The organism is Luteococcus sanguinis, assembly GCF_039527675.1.
GTDB lineage: Bacteria > Actinomycetota > Actinomycetes > Propionibacteriales > Propionibacteriaceae > Luteococcus > Luteococcus sanguinis.
Genome location: NZ_BAAAKI010000002.1, coordinates 165,527 through 189,006, shown reverse-complemented (window position 1 = coordinate 189,006; position 23,480 = coordinate 165,527). Strand labels below are relative to the sequence as shown.

Sequence of the window (23,480 nt, the reverse complement as noted above, 5' to 3'; positions counted from 1 at the left end):
CCGTTGAAAAATATCGACACAAACCCCGAAAGGTTCGACATCGTCACTTCAAGCAAGAATCCCAACAAAGAAACCAAAACTGGTCTCAATAATCTTCATCTCAAAGGAACCCAAACCCGGCCAAAAGACCAGGCGACAGGATTCAAACACATCAAAAGATGTGTGATTGGCATTGACTTTAAGCACGCTGTTGAGTTCTCAAGTTTCGGGTGCATCCCGCGCCTCACCCTCTCGGGCTCCGCTTGGGGCAACTCGATTAATCTTAGGTCATCACTTTCCCGCTGTCAAACTCGCGTTCCTGCGATTTTCCTTGGAATTGAATGGCCTTTTGAAGGGCAATTCTTTCCGTTTCGCTGCCGTAGCAACGAGAGACAATCTTGCTTGATCCAGCCGCTTCCGTCAAATCGACGTTTTTGGCTTTCTCATCCGCGCACGAATCAACCTTGCGATCCAGGTGGGTTCTCATTGAACGCACACCCGACCCGCGAGGGAGAAGGTGGTTGGTTTGCCTTCGGTTCGTCCGACCCGGAGCCAGGCTCCGATTCGTCCGTCTCTCCGATGAGGCTTGGACTACATTAGTGCGCGCCGGGCCTGGAGGCAAGTCGTCGACGTGTGATCTGTGTCACACGTCGACGTTGCTTGTCATTGCCAGTCGACTCTTGCTTGGCTGCCTGGAGCCAGACGTCAGCCGATGGGGCGGCTGATGGCGCCCACGGTCTTGCGTCCGCGCCGCAGCAGCGCATGGCGGCCGGCCAGAAGGTCCTCCTCGCGGAGCCGCTGGTCGGGGTCGGTCACCTTCTCGTTGTTCAGGTACGCGCCCCCCTCCGCGATCGCGCGACGAGCCGCCGACTTCGAGGCCACCACTCCGGACAGGGCCAGCGCGTCAGCCACCGTCGGCAGCTCGGCGTCGGGCAGTTCCACGGCACCGACCTCCTTCATCACCGCGTCCAAGGTCTGCGGCGGGAGCTCGGAAAGCTCTCCCCTGCCGAACAGGGCCTGGGCTGCGGCGACGGCTGCCTCCCGCTCGGCGACCGAGTGCACCAGGTCGGTGATGTCGTCAGCCAGCGCCTTCTGGGCGGCGCGCTTGTGTGGCTCGGCCTGCGTCAGCCGTTCCAGCTCGTCAATCTCGTCGTGGGATCGCTCACTGAAGACCTTGAGGTAGTCGATGACCTTCGCGTCCTCCGCGTTCAGGAAGAACTGGTGGAAGGCGTACGGCGAGGTCATCTGGGGGTCGAGCCACACCGTCCCCGACTCCGTCTTGCCGAACTTGGTCCCGTCTGCCTTGGTCAACAGCGGCGTGCACAAGCCGTGCGCCTTGCCACCGTCCGAACGACGGATCAGTTCCACACCGGAGGAGATGTTGCCCCACTGGTCGGAGGCCCCGGTCTGCAGGGTGCAGTTCTTCGTCCGGTACAGCTCCCGGTAGTCCAAGGACTGCAACAGGATGTAGCTGAATTCGGTGTAGGAGATGCCGGAATCCAGCCGGGTGGCCACCACGTCGCGGGCCAGCATGCGATTCACCGAGAAGTGCTTGCCCACGTCGCGCAGGAAGTCCAGGGTGGACAGGTCTTTCGTCCAGTCGTAGTTGTTCACGACCTCGGCGCCGTTGGGGCCGGCGAAGTCCACGAACTTCGACACCTGGCCGCGGATTCGCTCGACCCAGCCCTCGACGACATCACGCGGGTTGAGGTTGCGCTCGCTGGACATGCGCGGGTCACCGATCAGGCCGGTGGCGCCGCCCACCAGCAGCAGCGGCTTGTGGCCGGCGCGCTGCAGGTGGCGCCAGACCATCAACTGCACCAGGTTGCCGAAGTGGATGCTGGGGGCACTGGGGTCGAAGCCCACATAGCCGGTGATCGGACCCTCGTCGAGATGGGCCGCGAGGGCCTGCTCGTCGGTGGTCTGGTAGACCAGCCCCCGCCACTTCAGTTCGTCCAGGACAGCATTCACCCGGCCCACCATAGTGGTGGGCCGGGTGATGACCAGGAAATTACCGGTCGTCGGACGCGCGGACCGGTTCCCAACCCGAGAGGGCGCGCAACAGCTCGTCGGCACGGCCAGCCACCTCGTCCAGCTGGATGGCGACCTGGCGCTGGGCCGTGCCACCACGTCCGTCGCGGGCATTGATCGAACCGTCGACGCTCAGCACCGCCAGCACTGCGGGCCGCAGGCGTTCGTCGATGGCGGGCAGGTCGTCCGCGGTGAGCTCGTAGAGCTCGATGCCCTTGCCCTCGCAGTAGCGCACCGCCTTGCCCGAGACCTCGTGGGCCACGGCGAAGGGGACGCGCTGACGCACCAGCCAGTCGGCGACATCGGTGGCGAGCGAGAACCCCTGCGGAGCGCGTTCGGCCATCCGCTCGACCTGGAAGTCGAGCGTCGCGACCATGCCGGTCATTGCGGGCAACAACACCTTCAGCTGGTCGATGTCGTCGAAGACGGGCTCCTTGTCTTCCTGGAGGTCGCGGTTGTACGCGAGCGGGAGGCCCTTGAAGGTGGTCATCAAGCCGGCGAGGTTGCCGATGAAGCGTCCCGACTTGCCCCGCGCCAGCTCCGCGACGTCGGGGTTCTTCTTCTGGGGCATGATCGACGAGCCGGTCGACCAGGCGTCGTCCAACTTCGCAAAGCCGAACTCGACCGTCGACCAGATGATGACCTCCTCGCTGATGCGGGAGAGGTCCACCCCCACCTGGGCCAGCACGTAGGCGGTCTCGGCAACCAGGTCCCGGGCGGCGGTGCCGTCGATGGAGTTGGGGACCGAGGCCGCGAAGCCCAGGTCGTGGGCGACCGCCTCGGGATCGAGCCCCAAGGAGGTTCCGGCCAGGGCCGCCGATCCATAGGGCGAGACCGCGAGCCGGGCGTCCAGATCACGGATGCGTTCCAGGTCGCGCACCAGCGGCCAGGCGTGTGCCAGCAGGTGGTGCGACAACAAGACCGGCTGGGCCGACTGCAGGTGTGTACGGCCCGGCATCGGGGCGCCGAGGTGTGTGCTGGCCTGCTGGTGCAGTGCGCCGACCAGTTCCCGGAGTTCCGCGGCGATGATGCGTACCTCCTCGCGCAGGTAGGAGCGGATCAAGGTGGCAATCTGGTCATTGCGGGAACGGCCGGCGCGTAACCGGCCGCCCAGCTCGGCGCCGCAGATTTCCACCAGACCTCGCTCGAGGGCGCCGTGGACGTCCTCGTCGGTGGGGGCGGGACCGAACTCGCCGCTCACGACGCGGCGGTCGAGCTCGGCGATGCCGGATACCAGTTCGCGGTGCTCGTCGTCGGTCAGCAGCCCGGCGCGCTGCAGGGCGTGGGCGTGTGCCGTGGAACCCGCCAGGTCATGGCGGGCCAGGCGCCAGTCGAACTGCGTCGACTTGGACAGCGCGAACATCGCGTCCGCGGGGCCACCGGCGAAACGGCCACCCCACAGGCGTCCCTCGGCGGTTCCGTTCTGCTCGCTCATGCGCTGGTGCTTCCTTCCTGTTCGACGGGACGGCCGCTGCCGCCCATCTCCATGAACCGGGCGGCGAGGTCGTCGCCGCCATCGGGTGCCTGCGCGATCAGCAGGACGGTGTCGTCACCGGCAATGGTGCCCATGATCTCGGGCCACTCCGCGCGGTCGATCGCAGAGGCGAAGTACTGTGCCGCGCCGGGCGGGGTGCGCAGGACGACGAGATTGGTCGACGCATGCGCCCCCAGCAGCACCTCCTGGCACAGCTTCGCGAGCTTGGCCTCAGCAGCGGCGAAGTCGGCGGTCGGGGCACCGGGGGCGGCGTAGACGAGGTTGCCCTTGCTGCCCCGGATGCGGACGGCTCCCACCTCGAGCAGATCCTTGCTGAGCGTCCCCTGGCTGACCGAGATGCCCTCTTGGGCCAGTAGTTCGGCCAGCTCCGCTTGGGACGAGACCTCCCCCGCCTCGACCAGGGCGAGCACCCGGGCCTGTCGGGTGGCGCGTGACGTCACGGGCGGGCCCCGTCCAGGGCGGCGGGCAGGGCCGCGACCAGGGCATCCAGGTGCTCGGTCTGGACGACCAAGGGCGGGGCGACGCGCAGCACATTCGGCCGAGGGGCGTTGACGATGAAGCCCGCATCCAGCACGGCATCGGCGACCGCAGCCGCCCGGTCGTCAGCCAGGACGATGCCACGCAACAGCCCTTGCCCACGGACGTGGTCGATGGCTGGGTGCCCCAGCGCCTGCACCACCTCGGTGAGGTAGGCCCCCATCTCGTTCACGTGCTCGAGCAGGCCGTCGCGCTTGATCACCCCGATCACCGCCAGCCCGGCGATGGCTGCAACGGGATTGCCGCCAAAGGTGGAGCCGTGGCTGCCGGGCTGCAACAACTCGGCGGCAGGGCCGGTCGCCACGCAGGCACCGATCGGGAAGCCATTGCCAAGACCCTTGGCGATGGTCACCAGGTCAGCGGTGATGCCGGAGGGAAGGTGCGCGAGCCAGGCGCCGCAGCGTCCCATGCCGGTCTGCACCTCGTCGATCCACAGCAGCGCGCCGTGCGCGGAACTCAGTTCGCGGGCGGCGGCCAGATAGCCGTCCGGGAGAGGGACGACACCGTTCTCACCCTGCACGGTCTCGAGGACCACTGCTGCCGTCTGGTCATCCACGGCGGCGCGCAGTGCCCCGAGGTCACCGAAGGGGACGAAGGTGACGTCCCCGGGCAGCGGTTCGAAGGGCTCGCGGTACTTCGGGTTAGAGGTGATGGCCAGCGCACCCATCGTCCGACCGTGGAAGGAACCCTCCAGGGCGATGATCTTCGTGCGCCCGGTCAGGCGGGTGGCCTTGAAGGCGGCCTCGTTGGCCTCGGTACCGGAGTTGGTGAAGAAGACCTTGGCCGGTGTGCCGGGCGCGTTGGTGGTGGCGATGGCTGCGAGTTCCTCGGCCAGGGCCACCTGGGCGGGCGTCGCAAAGAAGTTGGAGACGTGGCCCAAGGTGGCGAGCTGGGATGTGATGGCAGACAGGACGGCGGGGTGGGCGTGGCCGAGTGCGTTGACGGCCAGACCGGACAGCAGGTCGGTGTAGCGGTTGCCATCGGCGTCCCAGACGTGGACCCCCTCGCCGCGTACGAAGACACGCTTCGGGGCGCCAAAGGTGTTCATCATCACCTCGCCGTAGCGGCGGACCAGTTCGGCCTGTCCAACGGCCTGGGTGGCGGCGGGGGTGGACAGCTCGGCCATCACTTCTCCTTCTTGGTGGCGTCGGCGATCACCATGGTGCCCAAACCGTCGTCGGTGAAGACCTCCAACAAGAGCGAGTGCTGCACCCGTCCGTCGATGACGGTGGCGCGCGGAACCTTGCCCTGCACCGCCTTCAGGCAGGCCTCCATCTTCGGGCGCATGCCCGACTCCAGGCTGGGCAGAAGCTCCTTGAGCTCGGTGGCGGTGATCTGGGTGACCACCTCCTCGGAGTTGGGCCAGTCGGCGTACAGTCCAGCCACGTCGGTGAGCATCACCAGGCGCTCGGCCTTGAGCGCGACGGCCAGCGCGGCGGCCGCGGTGTCGGCGTTGACGTTGTGCACGTCGCCCCTCTTGTCCGGTGCGACGGTGGCCACGACCGGGATCCGGCCGGCATCGATCAAATCCAGTACCGCAGCAGGGTTGACGCTCGCGACGTCGCCGACCAGTCCGAGGTCGACGTCCTCACCATCCACCTCGACGCCACGACGCTTGGCGGTGAACAGGCCACCGTCCTCACCGGACATGCCAACCGCGAAGGGGCCGTGGGCATTGATCAGGCCGACGAGTTCGCGCCCGACCTGGCCGACCAGCACCATCCGCACCACGTCCATCGCCTCGGGGGTGGTCACGCGCAACCCACCCCGGAACTCGCTGGTGATGTCCAGGCGCTTGAGCATGGACGAGATCTGTGGGCCGCCGCCGTGGACGACGACCGGACGGACGCCGCAGCGGCGCAGGAAGACGATGTCCTCGGCGAAGGCGTGCTTCAACTCCTCGTTGATCATGGCATTGCCGCCGTACTTGATCACGACGACCTTGCCCGCGTACTGCGCCAGCCAGGGCAGTGCCTCGATCAAGGTGGAGGCCTTGGTGACGAGCGCTTCGGTGTCGACGGCGCGTGCCTTGCTCATGAGGAGTACTCCGCGTTCTCCTTGACGTAGTCGTACGTCAGGTCGTTGGTCCAGATGGTGGCCTGGTGGCTGCCGGCGTGCAGGTCGACGACGATCTCGACGGTGCGCGGGGTCAGGTCGACGTTCGAGCGGTCCTCCCCCAGCGCGCCCTGGCGGTAGACCATGACGCCGTTGAAGCTCACGTCCAGCTGGTCGGGATCGTAGACCGCGGTGGTGGTGCCGAGCGCGGCCAGCACCCGGCCCCAGTTCGGGTCGTTGCCGAAGATGGCGCACTTGAACAGGTTGTTGCGGGCGATCGAGCGACCGACCTCGAGCGCGTCGGACTCGGTGGCGGCCCCGGTGACGTGGATCGCGATGTCGTGCGCGGCTCCCTCGGCATCGGCCAGCAGCTGCAGGCCCAGGTCGGCGCACACGGCAGACAGCGCCTGGACGAACTCGTCCGGGAGCGGCTGCATGCCGCTGGCACCGTTGGCCAGGCAGATCACGGTGTCGTTAGTGGACTGGCATCCGTCGGAGTCGACCCGGTCGAAGCTGACCACGGTGGCGGCACGCAGTGCCTTGTCGAGGGCCAGCGGACGCACCTGCGCGTCGGTGGTGATCACGACCAGCATCGTGGCCAGGGCCGGGGCCAGCATGCCGGCGCCCTTGGCCATGCCACCGATGCTCCAGCCATCAGGGGAGGTGTAGGAGGCGGTCTTGGGCACGGTGTCGGTGGTCATGATGGCGCGCGCGGCATCAGCACCGCCGTCGGCGGACAGCGCGGCGGCGGCGGCGCTGACGCCGGGCAGCAGCTTGTCCATCGGCAACCGGACGCCGATCAGGCCGGTGGAGCAGACCGCGACGTCCATCACGGCTGCGTCGATCTCGCCAGCGACGGCGGTGGCGGTCTTGATCGCGTCCCGCAGGCCGTCGGGGCCGGTGCAAGCGTTGGCGCCGCCGGAGTTGAGGACGACGGCCTTGACGTAGCCGTCAGCGGTGACACCCCGTGACCACGCGACCGGTGCGGCGAAGATCCGGTTTGAGGTGAAGACCGCAGCGGCGTCGAAGGACGGGCCGTCGTTGACGACCAGTGCCAGGTCGGGATTGCCGGATGCCTTGATGCCAGCGGCGATGCCGGCGGCACGGAAGCCCTTCGGTGTGGTGACCGAACCGGTCTGGTCGAGCGGAAGCTGGTAGGGGTTGGCGATCACGGCGCGACTCCGATCGAGGTGAGGCCGGTGCCCTCGGGCAGGCCGAGCGCGAGGTTCATGGACTGGATGGCGCCACCGGCGGTGCCCTTGCACAGGTTGTCCAAGGTGGCGATGGCGATGATGCGTCCGACATCGGGGTCGAGGGTTGCGTTGACATGGACGGCATTCGACCCGACCACGTGCTGCGACTGGGGCCACTGCCCCGCCGGGAGCACGTGGACGAAGGGTTCATCGGCATAGGCCTGCTCGTAGGCCGCGCGCACGTCGGCCTCGGTGACCCCGTCGACGACGGGGGCGGTGACCACGGCGAGGATCCCGCGGCTCATCGGCACCAGCAGCGGGGTGAAGCTGACGGTGGGAGCATCGGCACCCAGACGCGTGAAGTTCTGCAGCAGTTCGGGGGTGTGCCGATGGACGCCACCCACGCCGTAGGCCGACGCGGAACCGAACAACTCCGCGCCCAGCAGGTTGGGCTTGAGTCCCTTGCCGGCACCGGACGACCCGGAGGCGGCTGCCACGACGACATCACGTCCGGTGACCAGGCCAGCGGTCAGGGCGGGCAGCAGAGCCAGGGTGCCGGTGGTCGGGTAGCAGCCGGGGACAGCGATCCGGCGGGTGCTCGCGAGCGTCTCGCGCTGGCCGGGCAGTTCGGGCAGGCCGTAGGGCCAGGTGCCCGCATGCTCGGACTTGTAGTACTTCAGCCACATCTGCGGGTCGGCCAGTCGGAAGTCGGCACCGCAGTCGACGACCAGGACCTCGTCGGGCAGTAGAGCCGCGACCGCGCCGGAGGTGCCGTGCGGCAGGGCAAGAAAGACGATGTCGTGACCGGCGAGGTTCTCGGCGGTGGTTTCGAGCACCTCTCGATCGGCCAGCGGGACCAGGTGTGGCTGGTGCTGGCCCAGATGCGTCCCCGCGCTGGAACCCGCCGTCAGGTTGCCGATCGAGACCTCGGGGTGGCCGAGCAGGAGGCGCAGCACCTCACCACCGGCATAGCCGGTGCAACCGGCCACAGCTACGGAGAACGTCATGGGCATAAGTATGCCACGTTTGGAATAACTATTCCGTCAGCACCTCAAGACCGCGGACGAACAGGTCGACGGCCACCTCGAAGGCGGCGTTGTCAAGGGGGTCGACATCGATCAGCCCAAGGCGAGCGAGCGTCTGGGCGTTCTGTTCCTCGACGACGTGACCGAGCACCAAATGGAGCAGAGCCCGAGCCACGTGCCCGGCACGGACCTCGTCGATGCCGTCGACCATCACCAACTGCCGCGGGACTGCGATCGCGTCCACATCCCCCAGCCGGCTGGCCAGCGCGGAGGAAACCAGCTCGGCGGAGTCCCGGTGGGCCAGCAGGACGTCGCGCAACCGGTGCGCCCAATCGCTGGGGGCGGCGGCCTCCGTCCCGACCTCGGTGAGGATCCGGTCGGAGACCGCGGCCAACAGGGTCTGCTTGTTGGGCAGGTGCCAGTAGATCGCACCCGCCTTCACCCCGAGGGTGTCGGCGATCCGGCGCATGGACAGGTCGCCGAGGCCGTACTCGTCCAGGATGACGAGCGCGGCCTCGACGACGTCGGCGCGGTCGAGGGACACCTCAGGCGCGCTGTACCGCGCCGCAGCGCTCCGCGGCCACCGTGACGGCAGCCTCGCGGGCCTGGGCCGCCTCGGTGTCCTTCAGCGTCTTGTCCCCGCGGAAGTGCAGTGCGAAGGCCAACGACTTCTTGCCCTCGCCCACTTGGGGGCCGCGGTAGATGTCGAAGAGCTCGCAGCTCTCCAGCAGTTCACCCGCACCCTCGATGAGTGCGGCGCGGACCTCGGCCTGGGTCACCTGCTCGTCGACGACCAGCGCGACGTCCTCCTTGGCCAGCGGGAAGCTGGACAGGGCGGCGATCACACCCGGCCCGGGGGCGGCGGCCAGCAGCATCGACAGGTCGAACTCGACCGCGCAGGTGCGCGCGGGGAGCCCGAATGCCTTGATGACCTGGGGGTGCAGCTCGCCCGCGTGGCCGATCACGGTGCCGTCGACCACCAGGGCTGCGCAGCGGCCCGGGTGCCATGGGCTGGTGTCGGCGGCGCGCCGCTGGACCGTGGCGCCCAGACTGGCGGCAGCCTGGTCGACCAGCGCCACGACGTGGGTCCAGTCGGCCTTGACGGCCGGACCCTGCCAGCTGGCCGGCAGCCAGTTGCCCGTCACGACGCCAGCCACGAGGGTGCCCTGGTCGGGCAGCGCGGCCTGCAGGCCGGCCAGTTCGTGGTCCGAGGGACGCTGGGCGACGCTCGGACGTGGGGCGGCTTGCGGCGAGCCCGCCCTGAAGCAGTTCCCGACCTCGAACAGGGCCAGGTCGTCCAGCGAACGGGAGGTGTTCTTGGCGATGGCCTGGAACAGACCCGGCAGCAGGCTCGGGCGCAGGAAGGCGTGCGTGTCGTCCAGTGGGTTGGCCAGCCGGACGAGCTCGCGACGCGGGTCGTCGGCATTGGGCGCGATCCGCTCGACCTCGTCCGCCGAGACGAAGGGCAGGCTGATCAGCTCGGTGAAACCGAGGTCTGCGATGGCCCGCACCACAGCGCGACGTCCACGCTGTTGCGCGGTCAGCCCACGCCCGATCGGCGCGCTGGGGACGATCGAGGGGATCTGGTCGAAACCGATCTTGCGTCCGACCTCCTCGACGTAGTCGTAGGCGTCGACCAGGTCAGGGCGCCAGGTGGGCGGCACCAGGGTCAGCTGGTCGCCCATGGCGGTGACGTTGACCCCCGAGTTGGTGAGGATGTCGATCACCTGCTCGCGAGTGACCGGCGCGCCGAGCACGGTGGCAGGCAGGCTGGCCATCATCCGCTGCTGGGGCATGGCGGGGGTCTCGCCGACGATGGTCTGCTCGGGGCTGAGCGTGCCGCCGCCGTGGGTGACCATCAGCTGGGCGGCGCGGTTCGCCGCCGCGTACGGAAGGGCCGGGTCGACGGTGCGCTCGAAGCGCTTGGACGCCTCGCTGGGCAGCTTGTGGCGACGGTGGCCGCGGCCGATCTGCAGCGGGTCGAAGTGCGCGGCCTCCAGTACGACGGTGGTCGTGTCGTCGGAGAACTCGGTGGTCTCGCCGCCCATGATGCCGGCGATGCCGATCGGGCCGGAGTCGTCGGTGATCAGCAGGTCGTCGGGGTCCAGCGCGCGGTCCTGCCCGTCCAGGGTGGTGATCCGTTCCCCCGACCTGGCCTGGCGGACGACGATCGCGCCCTGCAGCTTGTCGCCGTCGTAGGCGTGCAGCGGCTGACCGGATTCGAGCATGACGTAGTTGGTGACGTCGACGGGCAGCGAGATCGACCGCATGCCGGCGCGTTCCAGACGCTGTGCCATCCAGTCGGGACTGGGGGCGGCCGGGTCGAGCCCGGTGATGGTGAGCGCGACGAAGGACGAGCAGTTCGGCGATTCGATCCGCACCGGGTGGCCGTCCGAGGCCGGGGCCGGCAGCGGGCGGGCGTAGGGGTCGGCGAAGGGCAGGTGGAAGGCCTGCGCCACCTCGCGGGCGATGCCGCGCATCGACAGCGCGTAGCCGATGTCGGGGGTGACGTCGATCTCGAGCACCTCGTCCCCACCGCCGAGCACCGACATGGCGTCCATGCCGGGGCGAACGGACACACCGTCCACCTCGGTGGGCAGGATGATGATGCCGGCGTGGTCCTCGCCCAGGCCCAGCTCGTCGACGGCGCACATCATGCCGTCGGAGATGTGGCCATAGGTCTTGCGCGCGGCGATCTGGAAGTCACCGGGCAGGGTGGATCCGGGGAGCGCGACGACGACCAGGTCGCCGACTGCGAAGTTGGACGCGCCGCAGACGATCCCGCGCCCGGCGGGCACGATCGTGCCGTCCTCAGTTGTCGTCTCGGGATCATTGTGCTCGGGGCCGACGTCGACCCGGCACCAGTTGATGGTCTTGCCGTTCTTCTGCGGCTCGGGGGTGAAGGCCAGCACGCGGCCGACGACGACGGGCCCGCTCACCTCGCCGCCGATCGTCTCCACGCGTTCGACGTTCAGCCCGGCGCGGGTCAGCGCGTCCGCGACCTGGGCAGTGGTGTTTCCCTCGGGCAGCGCGACCAGTTCGCGCAGCCAGCTCATCGGTGCCTTCATCGTGCTCCTCCAACCAATGACCGGCTGAACCGGATGTCACCCTCGACGAAGTCACGCAGGTCGGGGGCGGAATTGCGGGTCATGACGGTGCGGTCGACGCCCATGCCAAAGGCGAAGCCGGAGTAGAGCTCGGTGTCGATGCCGCATGCGGCCAGCACGCGCGGGTTCACCACACCGCAGCCGCCCCACTCGATCCAACCCTCCGAGCGGCAGGTGCGGCAGGGACGCTCGGGGTTGTTCACGCTCTCGCCGTGGCAGACGAAGCACTCGACGTCGACCTCGGCGCTGGGCTCGGTGAAGGGGAAGTAGTGCGGGCGCATCCGGGTCTTGATGTCATCGCCGAACATGGCCTTCGCGAAGTGGTCCAGGGTGCCCTTGAGGTGGGCCATCGAGATCCCCTTGTCGACGCACAGGCCCTCGATCTGGTGGAAGACCGGCAGGTGGGTGGCGTCGTACTCGTCCGCGCGGAAGACCTTGCCGGGGCTGACGACGTAGACCGGCAGCTCACGGCTGAGCAGGGTACGGATCTGCACCGGGCTGGTGGCGGTGCGCAGCAGCGCACCGTTCTCGACCGGGTCGATCCACAGTGTGTCCTGCAGGGCGCGGGCCGGGTGCTCGGGGTGCAGGTTCAGCGCGTCGAAGTTGTACCACTCGGCCTCAGCCTCGGGCCCCTCGACGACCTCCCAACCCATCGCGACGAAGACGTCGGCCATCTGGTCCATCAGCGCGTTGACGGGGTGCTGCGCGCCAGTGGGGTGCAGACGCACGGGCAGGGTCACGTCGACGGTCTCGGCGGCCAGCGCGGCTGTCAGCTCGGCGGCCTCCAGATCCTGCTGGCGGGCGGCGATGGCCTGGTTGATGGTGCCGCGGGCCTTGCCGATGCGGGCACCGGCCTCCTTGCGGGCCTGCGGGGGCAGCGCGCCGATCTCGCGGTTGGCCAGCGCGATCGGCGACTTGTCGCCGGCGTGGTCGAGGCGGGCCTGCTTCAGCTCGGCGCTGGTGCTGGCGGCCTCGACGGCTGCCAGTGCCTCGGCGACCATCTGGTCGACGGAGTCGGACTTCAGCGGTGTGACCTGGACGGGGTCGTAGTTCGTGTTCGGTCCTGACATGGGTATCCCCTCAGTGTTGAACGGGCGGTGGGTCGCTCGGGCGGTTGCCTGCCCGCGGTTGGTCAAGCAAGCGCTCCCCCGACCGTGACCATGGATCAGCTGGCGCAGCGACGCCGACGAGCCTCCCCACGACCGTGCTCCGGTCGGGGGCTCAGAAATCGACGTCCAGCCACGAGCGGCAGCCTACCAGCGCCGCCGTGGGCGCCCGACGGGGCACTGTCAGCCGGGCAGGGTGCCGACCTGGGGCTGGGAGTCAGCCGAGGGGTTGCGCTGGAATCCCTCGAAGATGTCATCGCGCCATTTGAGGATGCCACTGTCGCCCTCAGCCAACTGGCCGTACTCCCGCCCATCCATCGAGAGTTCCAGTCGCTGCCCATCCGGCAACTGGAAGCTCGCGTAGTTCCAGGTCGACGTGGCACCGGTGGTTGCCATACCTGTCCCGCTCGCCTCGCCCGCACCTCTCGTGGCCGAGGAATGGCCGGTGACCTGGGTGCGCGCTGACGCACCAGGAGGGGCGCGCTCCTCAGGCGTGACGCTGCGCGCTGGCCGTTGCGTAGAGGCAGACGGCCGCTGCGGTGGACAGGTTCAGGCTCTCTGCCTGACCCCACATCGGGACGCCGACGACGCGGTCGGCGAGGTCCCGGTCAGCCTGAGGCAGCCCCCATGCCTCGTTGCCCATGATCCACGCGGTCGGGGCAGCCAGCTCCCCCGAGGCCGCGAGCTGGTCGAGGGAGTCGCCCCCACCGTCGGCCGCGACCACCTGGACGCCATTCTTGTGCAGCCACGCCACTGCATCGACAAGCTCGACGCCGACGACAATCGGCAAATGGAAGATCGAGCCCACGCTGGCGCGCACCGTCTTGGGGTTGAACACCTCGACCGAACCCTTGGTCAAGATCACCAGATCGGCACCGAAGGCGTCGGCGCAGCGGATGACGGTGCCCGCATTGCCGGGGTCGCGCACCTGGGCGCAGACCACGGCGAGTTTCGGGGCGGGCAGGTCATTCAGGCTGGCGAGCTCACTGCGGCAGATCGCGACGATGCCCTGGGGCGTCACCGTGTCGGTGAGCTGGTCGATGTCACTCGGGTGGGCCAACCAACAGATCTGCGGATCGGCCATGGCCAGCAGTTCGGAGTGCTCAGCCGGGTTCGAGACGATCACTGCCTCGACCAGTTCGGGGCGCCGCAGCGCCTCGCGGACGGCCTGGGTGCCCTCGGCGAGGAACAGGCCATCCTCCTCGCGCCCCTTGCGCGAGAGCAGACGACGAGCCGCACGCTGCTGTCCCCTCGAGATGAGGGGCAGGGCGCGCGGCTCGTCGAAGTGCATCAAGGGCGGATCGTTCAGGCGGCCGCGGTGGCCGGCTGGTTGGCCTTGGCCAGCTCGACGAGGGCCGCGAAGGCCTGCTCGTCGTTGACGGCCAGCTCGGCCAAGATCTTGCGGTCGACCTCGACACCCGCCGTCTTCAGACCGTTGATGAAGCGGTTGTAGGTCATGCCGTTCGCGCGGCAACCAGCGTTGATGCGCTGGATCCACAGGCTGCGGAAGTCGCCCTTCTTCTTGCGGCGATCGTTGTACGAGTAGGTCATCGAGTGGAGGACCTGCTCCTTGGCCTTGCGGTACAGGCGCGAGCGCTGCCCACGGTAGCCCGAGGCCTGCTCGAGAATCTCGCGGCGCTTCTTCTGCGCATTCACAGAACGCTTGACGCGTGCCATGTCTTACTCCTTGTCGTTGACCCCGACCCTGCGGGCGGAGTGGTCATCGGGTGGTCCGTGCCAGTCGAGGGCGTCCGAACCGGAAAGTCCTTGTGCCGAGTGATCGGCGGTGGGGGTCGCCGTGGCGACGGGGCTGGCGTCCCGGATGGGCCGGCCAGCCGTGGATCACTTGCCCTTGTACTTGCCCAGGAGCTTGCGCATCTTCTTCACGTCAGCACCCTCGAGCGCCTTGTCGACCGACAGACGACGGGTACGGGTGGTCGACTTGTGCTCGTTCAGGTGACGCTTTCCGGCCTGACGACGGGTCAGCTTGCCGGTACCGGTCACCTTGACGCGCTTCTTGGCACCGGAGTGCGTCTTCATCTTCGGCATGTCGCCGCTCCTTCATTTCACTGTGGCCCGCGGCAGGCTGCTGCAGCGGGTGAACCGGCGGGCCGGTTCGCGGATGGCCGCCCTGGGACGGCCGGGTCTTCGTGAGGCCCAGGCCTCACAGGTCGATGTCGGGATCCATGTTGTCGGCCGGACCCCGCTTCTTCTTGGCGGCCACCGAGGGGGCCTGGGCCCGCATGTCGGCCTCGAGCTGGCGCTCGGCCTCCTGCGCGGCGGCCCGCTCGGCCATGCGACGGTCGCGCTCGACCTTCTCGTCCAGGCGTGCCTCGGTCTTCTTCTTGGTCGGGCCCAGCACCATCAGCATGTTGCGGCCGTCCTGCTTGGGCGCTGACTCGATGAAGCCGAACTCCGTGACGTCGTCCGCGAGACGCTTGAGCAGGTTGAAGCCCAGCTCCGGACGCGATTGCTCGCGCCCACGGAACATGATGGTGATCTTGACCTTGTCACCGGCCTTCAGGAAGCGGACGACGTGACCCTTCTTGGTCTCGTAGTCGTGCTCGTCGATCTTCGGACGCAGCTTCATTTCCTTGATGACGGTGTTCGTCTGGTTACGACGAGAGTCACGGGCCTTCTGTGCGGCCTCGTACTTGAACTTGCCGTAGTCCATGAGCTTGCACACCGGGGGACGCGCCATCGGCGCGACCTCGACGAGGTCCAGGTCGTGCTCACGGGCGAGCTGAAGGGCCTGGTCAATCTTGACGATGCCAACCTGCTCGCCGGCAGGGCCGACCAGTCGGACCTCCGGAACGCGGATCCGATCGTTGATGCGGGGCTCAGTGCTGATGTGTCCTCCAAGGTTCAGCGAATGCAGTGTGGTGTTCGACCGGGACGACGAAAAAGGCCTCCGCGCACAGCGAAGGCCTGACGAGCCGACGACGCAGTGTCGCCAGCGGTACCGACCTGCCGAACGGGGTGTTGCCACGGTGCCCGATCAGGTGGAGGGTCAGGCCCTCACTTCACGTGGACGACTCGAGGTCGTCCGGTCAAACCATTGGAGTCTAGCTCGACGCGGCCTTGGGACGCGAATCGGCTGGCTGGTCGTCCGCTCCCCCATGCTGCTCGGCCAGGTACATCCAGCCGAAACCACCATCCTCCAGCTCGATGAGGCGGTGGCCCTTGGCCGCCTGTTGGGCCACGTCCGGACCCAGCGCGAACTGCACGGGGCCGGCGACGTCGACCAGCAGGTGTGTGGCGCCTGCCTCCGCGACGGTGGCGCACATCTCGTCCAGGGTGCCCAGCACGGGACGGGCATCACCGCTCCAGGCTGTCATCGAGTCGATCCCGGTGAAGGCCAGAAGCGCCTTCTCCCCCTGAGCGTTCTCGATGGTCACCGCGGCCATCTCCGCGTGCCGGTCGAGGTCGGGACCGCCCATCCCGTCATCCCCGCTGGCCACGATTGGCATCAGTAGCCGGGCGCCACCCAGGGCGACCACCGCGCGCAGGTAACCCAGCTGGTCACTGGCCGCAGCCAGTGCTGCCCGCACCGCCGGGTCGGCGTCGCCGTGGTCGTCCAGGTAGGCGGCACTCGGCTGGGCCAGCCTTTGGCCGTGGGCGGTATCGATGGGGTGCTGGTGCGACATGGGGCCCAGCCTATGGGCTCGCCTTCAGCGCTCCGAGGGCCAGCTGTGAAACGCTCGTGCCATGCCCACTTCCATGGAGAACCTGGTGCTCATCGGCACCGCTACCCTCACCGTCCTGGTGCTCATCTGGACCTTCATCCGCTTCCAGACCGGCGGCGGCGCCCGGACGCTGCTGCGCGGCGTCGGAGCTGTGCTCGCGCTGGTCGGGCTCTACCTGTCCGGGCTGGCGCTGCTGGCCGGCAACGGCATCCGCAGCGTATACGACTGGGCACACCGCACAAGTCTCAGCACGACGATGACTGTTGGCTTCTCGCTCATCGGCGTCGGCCTGCTCTTCTTCTTGATCGGCAGCCTGCTCAAGACCCGCTCCAAGCAGGATCGCGCGTCCGTTCGGGCAGCCAAGAAGAACAAGCGCTCGGTGGAACCGGCCCGGACGACCGGCTCGACGTCCCTGAGCTCCGAGGACCGTGAGGTCGAGGCGTTGCTGGACAAGCGCGGCATCAACTGATGCCCTGAACCAACGCTCCGCCGCGGCTCAGGCCGCGGCGGTGTTGCGCTCGAGCACCAGCTCGCGCAACTGCGTGGCGTGCTGCTGGGCAGCCGGCCCCTCGCTGGACTGGATCGCCAGCACCATGTGGTTCTTCTCGTAGCCCTGATCGTCGAGGCGGGTGGTGACCAGGTAGGCCCAGGGGTCGCCCTCGCTGAGCTGGACGTCGGTGATCTCGTCCCAGCCGAAATGGTTGGTGCGAAGGCCGTTGCGGACGGTGATCCCGGTGTCGTCGGCGACCAGCTTGCTGAGCCCAATCGCCATCATGATGCCGATGATGATCACGATGAACCCGATCAGGGTGAGGATCTGCGGGATGTTGAACTGCTGGCGAATCTCGCCTCCCAGCATCACCCAGCCCAACAGGGCCGCCAGCACCAGCACGGTCGACAGCACCCCTCCCATCATCAGGGCAGGCAGCGAGCGGAACTCCAGCAGGGCCGAGCTGCCGCGGGACTGCTTCACGGCGTTCACAGCCGGCAAGCGGCGATGTCGGTGACCAGGATGGCGCGGGCGCCGGCGCTCCACAGGTCGTCCATCAGCTTCTGTGCATCCTTGCGCGGGACCATCGCCCGGACGGCGAACCAACCCTCACGCGAGAGCGGCGAGACGGTCGGGCCCTCCAGCCCGGGGGTGATCTCCTGGACCTTGGCCAGGTCGGGCTCGGCGACGTCGTAGTCGAGCATCACGTAGTTGCGGGCCACCAGGACGCCGGACAGGCGGCGCTCCAGCTGGTCGACGCCCGCGGGCAACTCCACGCCACGGCGCGAGATCAGGATCGCCTCGGACAGGCAGATGGCGTCCCCGAACAACTCCAGCCCCGCCTTGCGCAAGGTGGTTCCGGTCTCCACCACGTCCGCGATGGCATCGGCGACACCGAGACGGATCGCAGACTCGACCGCACCGTCCAGCTTGATCAGCCGAGCCGTGACCCCCTGCTCGTCGAGGTAGGAGCCGAGCAGCCCGGGGTAGCTCGTGGCCAGTCGCTTGCCCTCCAGGTCGGCGACCGACCAGGGCTGGTCCGCGGGCGCTGCGAAACGGAACCGAGAGCGTCCGAAGCCGAGCGACATCACCTCGTCCGCCTGGGCACCGGAGTCGAGCAGCATGTCGCGTCCGGTGATGCCCAGGTCGAGCGTCCCCTCACCCACGTAGATGGCGATGTCGCGGGGACGCAGATAGTAGAACTCCACCTGGTTGTCATCGTCGACCAGGACGAGTTCCTTGGTCTCGGTGCGCTGGCGGTACCCGGCCTCGCGCAGCATCTGCGCGGCCGCCTCGCTCAGGGACCCCTTGTTGGGGACGGCGATCTTCAGCAGCTGGTCGCTCACGGCGATGCCCTTCGGTTGGTCAGTTGGGGGACGGTCAGAGGTAGGTGTAGACGTCTTCGAGCTCGAGCCCGAGGGCCAGCATCATCACCTGCACGTGGTAGATCAGCTGGCTCATCTCCTCGGCGGCCTCAGCCTTGGACTGATACTCGGCGGCCATCCACACCTCGGCGGCCTCCTCGACGATCTTCTTGCCGATGGAGTGGACGCCGGCGTCGAGACGGGCGACCGTGCCCGAGCCCTCGGGACGCGTGCGCGCGGTCTCGGCCAGCTGGGAGAAGAGTTCCTCGAATGACTTGCTCACGCCGGCGAGCCTATCCGTTGCGCCGCAACCGGTCGGACGAGCGCCCGCGCACGGACCTCACAGTTCGATGCCAAGCACCGCGTCCACGAAAATGCGCACCTGCTCGCGCGCGTCGGGGTCATCCCCCTCGGCCGAGTCGCTGGCCTCGAACCATTGCTCCAGTGCGGCGATGGCTGCCGGTGCGTCGAGGTCGGTGCGGATGGCGGTGCGGGCCCGGGTGATCGCCTCGAGCGCCGGCACGCCGGTGGAACCGGCGACGACCGAACGCCAGCGGTGCAGCCGCTGCTGGGCAGCGTCGATCTGGTCCGCGGTCCATTCCCAGTCACTGCGGTAGTGGTGCCCGAGCAGCGCCAGCCGGACGACCATGGGGTCGACCCTTTGGCCGCGCAGCCGGCTGACCAGCTCCAGGTTGCCGCGGGACTTGCTCATCTTGTGCCCGTCCAGCGCCACCATGCCCGAGTGCACGTAGGCCTTCGCGAAGGGTTCGCCGGTGGCGACGCGCCCCTCGGCGGCACTCATCTCGTGGTGTGGGAAGGCCAAGTCGGAACCGCCACCCTGCACGTCGAAGGTGGTGCCGAGTGTCTCCAGCGCGATCGAGCTGCACTCGATGTGCCAGCCCGGACGCCCGGCGCCGAGGCTGGAGGGCCAGCTGGGCTCGTCCTCGCGGGCCATCCGCCATACCAGACAGTCCAGCGGGTGCACCTTGCCGGGACGCTCCGGGTCACCGCCCATCTCGGTGAAGCGGGCCATCATCTCGTCGTCCGCGAGGTTGCTCACCTCACCGAAGCCGGGGGCAGTGTCGCAGCGGAAGTACCAGTCGGGGAACTGCGCGTCGTCCACCTGGTAGACGGCGCCGCTGGCGCGCAGCGTCTCGATCAGGGTCACCACCTGGTCGATGGACTCGACCGCGCCGACGTAGTCGTCCGGCGGGATCACGCGCAGCGCGGTCATGTCGGTGCGGAAGAGGTCGGTCTGCTCCTGCGCCAGCTCCGTCCAGTCCTGGCCGGTCTGCTGCGCACGTTCGAGCAACGGGTCGTCCACGTCGGTCACGTTCTGCGTGTAGCTGACCGCCAGGCCAAGGTCGCGCCAGGCGCGCTGCAGCAGGTCGAAGGCGAGATAGGTGTTCGCATGGCCCAGATGGGTCGCGTCATAGGGGGTGATGCCGCAGACGTACATCCGTGCGGTGCCCTGTTCGGGCCCAACCGGGACGAGATGCCCGGCGGAGGTGTCGAGGACCCGGACCGCACCAGGCGCGCCTGGGGTGTCGAGCTCGAGCGTGGGGACTACGGGTGCGGGCCATGCCTTCATGGCGCCCACCGTACCCGGACGTCTGCCGTGGCCGCCCGGTCGCCCAGATCAGGATTCGAGGCGGACGGGGACCCAGATCAGATCGGCGGCCATGGGATGACCGGCCAGGCGTCCCCCGGCTCGGGGAAGGCCCCCTCGGCGAGCAGCGTGGTGGCGCGATCCATCGTGGCGTCCACCTCCTCAGCACTGATCCAGGGCTCAAGCGCGGGGGCTGCATCGGTCACCACGCGGCTCAGCAGATCGCGCTCGGGGTCGGTGAAGGGCTCCCCCATCCACCCCCACAGGATGGTGCGGAGCTTGTTCTCGACGTGAAAGCTGACACCGTGGTCGACGCCATAGGCCCGATCGCCGACGCGGATGACGTGACCGGCCTTGCGGTCGGCATTGTTGGCGACGCAGTCGAACAGCGCCAGCCGCCGCAGCCCCGGGTGCTCGGCGTGCACCAGGGCGACGTCGTGGTCGTCCGCGTCGACACCGACGACGATCCCGTACCAGTCGTGGGGTACCTCGTCGACGCCGACCAGGTCGGCGAGGTCACCGCCGTCGGCCTCGACCCAGTGCTGCAGCGACCCTGGGCCGGCCGGACCGTCGTGCAGCCAGGTGGTGGTGGGGACGCAGTCGAACCCCGCCGCGCGGGACAGCTCGAAGGCAGCCACCTCCCGGCGTCCCAGCGTGTGCTGCGGGAAGTCCCACAACGGGGCCTCGCCAGCCACCGGCTTGTAGACGAACTTGCGGCCCACCTCGTCGGCGACGAGGAAGGTGGCATTCGACGCCTCGACGAGGCGTCCGAGCAGTTTCAGCTCAGGCAAGCTCTCCGTGGCGGGGGCCTGCTCAGTCATCCAGGTTGCGGGGGTCGACGAGTTGGTCGAACAGGGGCTTGCGGTAGCCATTGGCACGGGGGCAGATGTGCCCCTCGGGGTTGATCGGCTGGGCGCAGAAGGGGCAGGCCGGACGGCCGGCGTGCACCAGGCCGCGGGCCCGGGCGGAGAAGTCACGGGCCTGGTCGGGTGTGATCACCACCACCAGGCTCTCCTTGGCCGTGGCGGTCTCGTCGAGGGAGGCGAAGATCTCGTCCGCGTCATCCATGTCGTCCACGTCCTCAACGCTGAACAGCTCGACCTGCACCGCGTCCAGGTTCCCGTCCCAGGCGATGGTCATCGTCCCGGCCCGGAAGTCAGCCTCCAGCGGTGCGTCCAAGGGGTCCAGGTCACGGGCCGCGATCCGCTTCGGGGGGATGTCGACGCTGGGGTCCGACATCTTCGAGAGCTCGTCGAGGATGCGCTCCAGGTGCTCGGCCAGCACCTCGACCTGCTGCTTCTCCACCACCACGCTGGTGAGCTGGTTCGCGCGGCGTGCCTGCAGGAAGAAGGTGCGCTGCCCGGGCTGGCCGACCGTGCCGGCGACGAAGCGTTCGGGGAACTCGTAGCGGTGCGTGATGGGCATGGACGTCAGCCTATGTCGCGCTGGGAGAGTCGTTGGCCTGACCCTCTTCCGCGGATGCCTCGGAGTGGTCGGTGCCCGCACCGCCGCCCAGCTGCGCGGCGGGGGCGGTGGGAACGAGCTGGCGCAGCTGGCCGGACGTCGAGTTGGTGCAGACCAGCAGCGGGCTGCCCTTGGCGGGGTAGTGGATGACGCACATCGAGGCGGGGTCGACCATGATCCGCTGGAAGTTGTCGAAGGGCTGGCCCAGTGCGTCGGAGACCAGCGCCTTGATCGGGTCGCCATGGCTGACCAGCAGCCAGGCGTCGTGCTCCCCGAGGCGGGCATTCCAGTCGGCGACGCCGGCGACCATCCGCTCCCGCATCTGGTGCATCGACTCCCCCCCGGGGAAGGTGACCGCGGATGGCTGGGACTGGATCGTCGGCCACAGCGCCTCGGACGTGAGTTCCGCAAGCGGACGATTGCTCCACGCGCCGTAGTCGCACTCGGTGAAGCGCTCGTCGACGTCCTGGGGAAGCGTCAGCCCGGCGCTGGCCAGAGCGAGATCGAGGGTCTGTGCGCAGCGTTCCATCGGGGAGCGGACAGCGGCGGCGAGCGAGACACCGCGCAACCGCTCGCCTGCCTTCATCGCCTGGGACTCGCCGGTCTCGTCGAGGTGGATTCCGGGGGTGCGCCCTGCCAGGGTGCCGGCGGTGTTGGACGTGGAGCGGCCATGGCGCAGCAGGATCAGCGTGCTCATGGTCTTGAGCCTACGTGGGGGGTGGGCGCCCTCGGAGGGATGCGCCGGTAGGGTCGGGCGCGAACGAGAGGAGAGCCATGCAGCACCGACGCGTCGGCGAGTCCGGATTGGTGGTTTCCGCACTCGGGCTGGGGACGATGACCTGGGGCGGGGACGTCGACTTCGCAGCGGCGCGTGCCCTGGTCCGCTCCTTCGTGGAAGCGGGAGGCTCCCTGGTCGACACCGCGCCCGCCTATGGCTCCGGGATGGCCGAGAAGATGGTCGGCAAGATGCTGGCCACCGACGTCCGGCGCGAAGACCTCGTCATCGCGACCAAGGCTGGGTTCAGCGTCCGGGACGGTGGGCGCGTCGTCGACACCTCCCGAGGGGCGCTGCTGGACGACCTGGCCGGATCGCTGCGGCGGTTGCGAACCGACCACATCGACCTGTGGCAGGTGCACGCCTGGGGGGACGCGCCCCTGGAAGAGACCTTGTCGGCGCTCGACCAGGCCGTGCATTCCGGCATGGCGCGCCATGTCGGCATCTGCAATTTCATCGGCTGGCAGACCGCCCGCGCTGCCACCTGGCAACAGGCCTTCCCCGGCCGCACCCGGCTGGCCAGCGGGCAGGTTGAGTACTCCTTGCTGGCTCGCAGGGCCGAGATCGAGGTGCTGCCTGCCTTGCGCGCGCACGGGATGGGCCTGTTCCCGTGGGCCCCGGTCGGGCGCGGTGTGCTGACGGGCAAGTACCGCACCGGGCTCCCGCGCGGCTCGCGCGGCGCCTCCGACCATTTCGCCTGGTTCGTGGCGCCCTACCTGGAGGCGAAGTCCCGGGCCATCACGGACGCCGTGTGCCGCGCCGCGGACGGACTCGAGCTGACCCCGGAACAGGTCGCCCTGTTGTGGGTGCGCGACGCCCCGGTGGTCACGGCTCCCCTGCTGGGAGCTCGGACCCCCGAACAGCTCGCGCCCTACCTGGCCCTGGACGAGGTGTCGCTACCGACTCCCATCGTCGAGGCCTTGGACGACGTGTCGGGCGGCCGCAACCACCTTCGCGGGTGACGGGAGCGCAGCCCAGTGTCGACTCGTCAGACCAGGTCAAGGGTGGAGCGGACCTTGATGACGCGCCGCCGCAGCCACACCTCGCTGGACCCATCCCGGTAACGGCGAAGCCGCTTGAGCTCCCAGTGGCCGTGCTCTGCCTCCTCGACCAACAACTTCTGCAGCCCCTTGCGCGGGGCGGTGTGGCGCACCTTGATGTGCTGTACCTCGAAGTCGCGTCCGTGGTCTGATTCGGCCTCGACGTGGCGCGAGGCCACCCACTCCGATCGGTCGTCGAACACCGAGGGCTCCTTTCGGGACGGGACGGGCGTGGCGCCATGATGCCATCCGAAAGCCAGGAACGGCAGGGGTTCCGTGGCCCGGATGTGCGTCGGTCGTGGGCGAGGTGCTAGAGTTCCTTGCTGTTGCAAACGCGGTTCGCCTCGCTTGGAACACCACCTGTCCGGGTGGCGGAATGGTAGACGCGCTAGCTTGAGGTGCTAGTGCCCGGTATAGGGCGTGGAGGTTCAAGTCCTCTCTCGGACACACGCGGAAGTCCCGGGACATCACATGATGTCCCGGGACTCTTTGCATGCAGGATGCTCTTCTCGACCAGACACGTG

At 68.4% G+C, this 23,480-nt stretch carries 27 protein-coding genes and 1 tRNA gene; 4 read left to right on the top strand and 24 right to left on the bottom strand.

Annotated elements, in window-relative coordinates; all coding sequences use genetic code 11:
• On the top strand, nt 1-579 hold a 579-nt coding region (locus ABD089_RS02305), incomplete at its 5' end, for a hypothetical protein (RefSeq protein ID WP_343884573.1).
• A 105-nt stretch (nt 580-684) separates the two neighbouring features.
• Here the strand turns inward: ABD089_RS02305 and tyrS are convergent.
• The 16 genes from tyrS to ABD089_RS02225 form a co-directional block, all read right to left on the bottom strand.
• Nucleotides 685-1,950, bottom strand: coding sequence for a tyrosine--tRNA ligase (gene tyrS / locus ABD089_RS02300; RefSeq protein ID WP_343884572.1), 1,266 nt, complete (start codon nt 1,948-1,950; stop codon nt 685-687).
• A 40-nt stretch (nt 1,951-1,990) separates the two neighbouring features.
• Nucleotides 1,991-3,445, bottom strand: a complete 1,455-nt coding sequence (argH, locus tag ABD089_RS02295) for an argininosuccinate lyase (RefSeq protein ID WP_343884570.1) — start codon at nt 3,443-3,445, stop codon at nt 1,991-1,993.
• Nucleotides 3,442-3,945: an arginine repressor gene (locus ABD089_RS02290; RefSeq protein ID WP_343884569.1), complete on the bottom strand. Its 504-nt coding sequence runs from the start codon at nt 3,943-3,945 to the stop codon at nt 3,442-3,444. The genes argH and ABD089_RS02290 overlap by 4 nt, the downstream gene beginning before the upstream one ends.
• A complete protein-coding gene (locus ABD089_RS02285; protein ID WP_343884568.1) occupies nt 3,942-5,168 on the bottom strand; it encodes an acetylornithine transaminase in 1,227 nt (408 codons plus the stop codon). Before ABD089_RS02285 ends, ABD089_RS02290 begins: the two co-directional genes overlap by 4 nt.
• Complete coding sequence (argB, locus tag ABD089_RS02280) at nt 5,168-6,079, bottom strand: acetylglutamate kinase (protein ID WP_343884567.1); 912 nt, start codon at nt 6,077-6,079, stop codon at nt 5,168-5,170. Before argB ends, ABD089_RS02285 begins: the two co-directional genes overlap by 1 nt.
• Nucleotides 6,076-7,269, bottom strand: a complete 1,194-nt coding sequence (gene argJ, locus ABD089_RS02275; protein ID WP_343884566.1) for a bifunctional glutamate N-acetyltransferase/amino-acid acetyltransferase ArgJ — start codon at nt 7,267-7,269, stop codon at nt 6,076-6,078. Before argJ ends, argB begins: the two co-directional genes overlap by 4 nt.
• Entirely contained in the window at nt 7,266-8,297 is a 1,032-nt protein-coding gene (gene argC, locus ABD089_RS02270) for an N-acetyl-gamma-glutamyl-phosphate reductase (RefSeq protein ID WP_343884565.1), read from the bottom strand. The genes argJ and argC overlap by 4 nt, the downstream gene beginning before the upstream one ends.
• A 28-nt stretch (nt 8,298-8,325) precedes the next feature.
• On the bottom strand, nt 8,326-8,859 hold the full coding sequence (locus ABD089_RS02265) for a TetR family transcriptional regulator (RefSeq protein WP_343884564.1): 534 nt from the start codon (nt 8,857-8,859) through the stop codon (nt 8,326-8,328).
• Nucleotide 8,860: 1 nt separating this feature from the next.
• Nucleotides 8,861-11,383 carry a phenylalanine--tRNA ligase subunit beta gene (pheT, locus tag ABD089_RS02260; protein WP_343884563.1) on the bottom strand — a complete coding sequence of 841 codons (2,523 nt, stop codon included), beginning with the start codon at nt 11,381-11,383 and terminating at the stop codon, nt 8,861-8,863.
• Nucleotides 11,380-12,492 (bottom strand): phenylalanine--tRNA ligase subunit alpha, encoded by a 1,113-nt coding sequence (gene pheS / locus ABD089_RS02255; protein WP_343884562.1) that lies wholly within the window; start codon nt 12,490-12,492, stop codon nt 11,380-11,382. Before pheS ends, pheT begins: the two co-directional genes overlap by 4 nt.
• 219 nt (nt 12,493-12,711) lie before the next feature.
• On the bottom strand, nt 12,712-12,924 hold the full coding sequence (locus ABD089_RS02250; protein ID WP_465262221.1) for a DUF2500 domain-containing protein: 213 nt from the start codon (nt 12,922-12,924) through the stop codon (nt 12,712-12,714).
• Between the two features lie 91 nt (nt 12,925-13,015).
• Nucleotides 13,016-13,819: a TrmH family RNA methyltransferase gene (locus tag ABD089_RS02245; RefSeq protein ID WP_343884561.1), complete on the bottom strand. Its 804-nt coding sequence runs from the start codon at nt 13,817-13,819 to the stop codon at nt 13,016-13,018.
• Between the two features lie 14 nt (nt 13,820-13,833).
• Nucleotides 13,834-14,205 carry a 50S ribosomal protein L20 gene (gene rplT / locus ABD089_RS02240; protein WP_343884560.1) on the bottom strand — a complete coding sequence of 124 codons (372 nt, stop codon included), beginning with the start codon at nt 14,203-14,205 and terminating at the stop codon, nt 13,834-13,836.
• 165 nt (nt 14,206-14,370) lie between these two features.
• Nucleotides 14,371-14,577, bottom strand: coding sequence for a 50S ribosomal protein L35 (gene rpmI, locus ABD089_RS02235; protein WP_343884559.1), 207 nt, complete (start codon nt 14,575-14,577; stop codon nt 14,371-14,373).
• Nucleotides 14,578-14,692: 115 nt separating this feature from the next.
• Complete coding sequence (infC, locus tag ABD089_RS02230) at nt 14,693-15,517, bottom strand: translation initiation factor IF-3 (protein WP_343884558.1); 825 nt, start codon at nt 15,515-15,517, stop codon at nt 14,693-14,695.
• A 76-nt stretch (nt 15,518-15,593) separates the two neighbouring features.
• Complete coding sequence (locus ABD089_RS02225) at nt 15,594-16,175, bottom strand: SseB family protein (protein ID WP_343884557.1); 582 nt, start codon at nt 16,173-16,175, stop codon at nt 15,594-15,596.
• A gap of 61 nt (nt 16,176-16,236) precedes the next feature.
• Here ABD089_RS02225 and ABD089_RS02220 point away from each other — a divergent pair, with 61 nt between their 5' ends.
• Nucleotides 16,237-16,683, top strand: coding sequence for a hypothetical protein (locus ABD089_RS02220; RefSeq protein ID WP_343884556.1), 447 nt, complete (start codon nt 16,237-16,239; stop codon nt 16,681-16,683).
• Between the two features lie 27 nt (nt 16,684-16,710).
• Here the strand turns inward: ABD089_RS02220 and ABD089_RS02215 are convergent, their stop codons facing one another.
• The 7 genes from ABD089_RS02215 to ABD089_RS02185 form a co-directional block, all read right to left on the bottom strand.
• Nucleotides 16,711-17,187, bottom strand: a complete 477-nt coding sequence (locus tag ABD089_RS02215) for a PH domain-containing protein (RefSeq protein WP_343884555.1) — start codon at nt 17,185-17,187, stop codon at nt 16,711-16,713.
• 5 nt (nt 17,188-17,192) lie between these two features.
• Nucleotides 17,193-18,038, bottom strand: coding sequence for an ATP phosphoribosyltransferase (gene hisG / locus ABD089_RS02210; RefSeq protein WP_386769092.1), 846 nt, complete (start codon nt 18,036-18,038; stop codon nt 17,193-17,195).
• Between the two features lie 46 nt (nt 18,039-18,084).
• The gene (locus ABD089_RS02205) at nt 18,085-18,351 is read right to left on the bottom strand and encodes a phosphoribosyl-ATP diphosphatase (protein ID WP_343884553.1); all 267 of its coding nucleotides are present in this window, start codon (nt 18,349-18,351) and stop codon (nt 18,085-18,087) included.
• Between the two features lie 57 nt (nt 18,352-18,408).
• Nucleotides 18,409-19,659: a cysteine--1-D-myo-inosityl 2-amino-2-deoxy-alpha-D-glucopyranoside ligase gene (gene mshC, locus ABD089_RS02200; RefSeq protein ID WP_343884552.1), complete on the bottom strand. Its 1,251-nt coding sequence runs from the start codon at nt 19,657-19,659 to the stop codon at nt 18,409-18,411.
• A gap of 77 nt (nt 19,660-19,736) precedes the next feature.
• On the bottom strand, nt 19,737-20,498 hold the full coding sequence (locus ABD089_RS02195; protein ID WP_343884551.1) for an SCO1664 family protein: 762 nt from the start codon (nt 20,496-20,498) through the stop codon (nt 19,737-19,739).
• Nucleotides 20,491-21,102, bottom strand: coding sequence for a DUF3090 family protein (locus ABD089_RS02190; RefSeq protein WP_343884550.1), 612 nt, complete (start codon nt 21,100-21,102; stop codon nt 20,491-20,493). Before ABD089_RS02190 ends, ABD089_RS02195 begins: the two co-directional genes overlap by 8 nt.
• A gap of 10 nt (nt 21,103-21,112) precedes the next feature.
• Entirely contained in the window at nt 21,113-21,838 is a 726-nt protein-coding gene (locus ABD089_RS02185; RefSeq protein WP_343884549.1) for an MSMEG_4193 family putative phosphomutase, read from the bottom strand.
• A gap of 77 nt (nt 21,839-21,915) precedes the next feature.
• Here ABD089_RS02185 and ABD089_RS02180 point away from each other — a divergent pair, with 77 nt between their 5' ends.
• Nucleotides 21,916-22,878 carry an aldo/keto reductase gene (locus ABD089_RS02180; RefSeq protein WP_343884548.1) on the top strand — a complete coding sequence of 321 codons (963 nt, stop codon included), beginning with the start codon at nt 21,916-21,918 and terminating at the stop codon, nt 22,876-22,878.
• A 26-nt stretch (nt 22,879-22,904) separates the two neighbouring features.
• Here the strand turns inward: ABD089_RS02180 and ABD089_RS02175 are convergent, their stop codons facing one another.
• Entirely contained in the window at nt 22,905-23,159 is a 255-nt protein-coding gene (locus ABD089_RS02175; protein ID WP_386769086.1) for a DUF5703 family protein, read from the bottom strand.
• Nucleotides 23,160-23,318: 159 nt separating this feature from the next.
• Here ABD089_RS02175 and ABD089_RS02170 point away from each other — a divergent pair.
• Nucleotides 23,319-23,403, top strand: a tRNA-Leu gene (locus tag ABD089_RS02170).
• Nucleotides 23,404-23,480: the final 77 nt, after the last annotated feature.

Coding starts and splice junctions, on each gene's coding strand:
- argH (WP_343884570.1), bottom strand. CDS start 3,445: ATGAGCGAGCAGAACGGAACCGCCGAGGGACGCCTGTGGGGTGGCCGT.
- ABD089_RS02285 (WP_343884568.1), bottom strand. CDS start 5,168: ATGGCCGAGCTGTCCACCCCCGCCGCCACCCAGGCCGTTGGACAGGCC.
- argB (WP_343884567.1), bottom strand. CDS start 6,079: ATGAGCAAGGCACGCGCCGTCGACACCGAAGCGCTCGTCACCAAGGCC.
- argC (WP_343884565.1), bottom strand. CDS start 8,297: ATGACGTTCTCCGTAGCTGTGGCCGGTTGCACCGGCTATGCCGGTGGT.
- pheT (WP_343884563.1), bottom strand. CDS start 11,383: ATGAAGGCACCGATGAGCTGGCTGCGCGAACTGGTCGCGCTGCCCGAG.
- pheS (WP_343884562.1), bottom strand. CDS start 12,492: ATGTCAGGACCGAACACGAACTACGACCCCGTCCAGGTCACACCGCTG.
- ABD089_RS02250 (WP_465262221.1), bottom strand. CDS start 12,924: ATGGCAACCACCGGTGCCACGTCGACCTGGAACTACGCGAGCTTCCAG.
- ABD089_RS02245 (WP_343884561.1), bottom strand. CDS start 13,819: ATGCACTTCGACGAGCCGCGCGCCCTGCCCCTCATCTCGAGGGGACAG.
- rplT (WP_343884560.1), bottom strand. CDS start 14,205: ATGGCACGCGTCAAGCGTTCTGTGAATGCGCAGAAGAAGCGCCGCGAG.
- rpmI (WP_343884559.1), bottom strand. CDS start 14,577: ATGCCGAAGATGAAGACGCACTCCGGTGCCAAGAAGCGCGTCAAGGTG.
- ABD089_RS02225 (WP_343884557.1), bottom strand. CDS start 16,175: ATGTCGCACCAGCACCCCATCGATACCGCCCACGGCCAAAGGCTGGCC.
- ABD089_RS02220 (WP_343884556.1), top strand. CDS start 16,237: ATGCCCACTTCCATGGAGAACCTGGTGCTCATCGGCACCGCTACCCTC.
- mshC (WP_343884552.1), bottom strand. CDS start 19,659: ATGAAGGCATGGCCCGCACCCGTAGTCCCCACGCTCGAGCTCGACACC.
- ABD089_RS02195 (WP_343884551.1), bottom strand. CDS start 20,498: ATGACTGAGCAGGCCCCCGCCACGGAGAGCTTGCCTGAGCTGAAACTG.
- ABD089_RS02190 (WP_343884550.1), bottom strand. CDS start 21,102: ATGCCCATCACGCACCGCTACGAGTTCCCCGAACGCTTCGTCGCCGGC.
- ABD089_RS02185 (WP_343884549.1), bottom strand. CDS start 21,838: ATGAGCACGCTGATCCTGCTGCGCCATGGCCGCTCCACGTCCAACACC.
- ABD089_RS02180 (WP_343884548.1), top strand. CDS start 21,916: ATGCAGCACCGACGCGTCGGCGAGTCCGGATTGGTGGTTTCCGCACTC.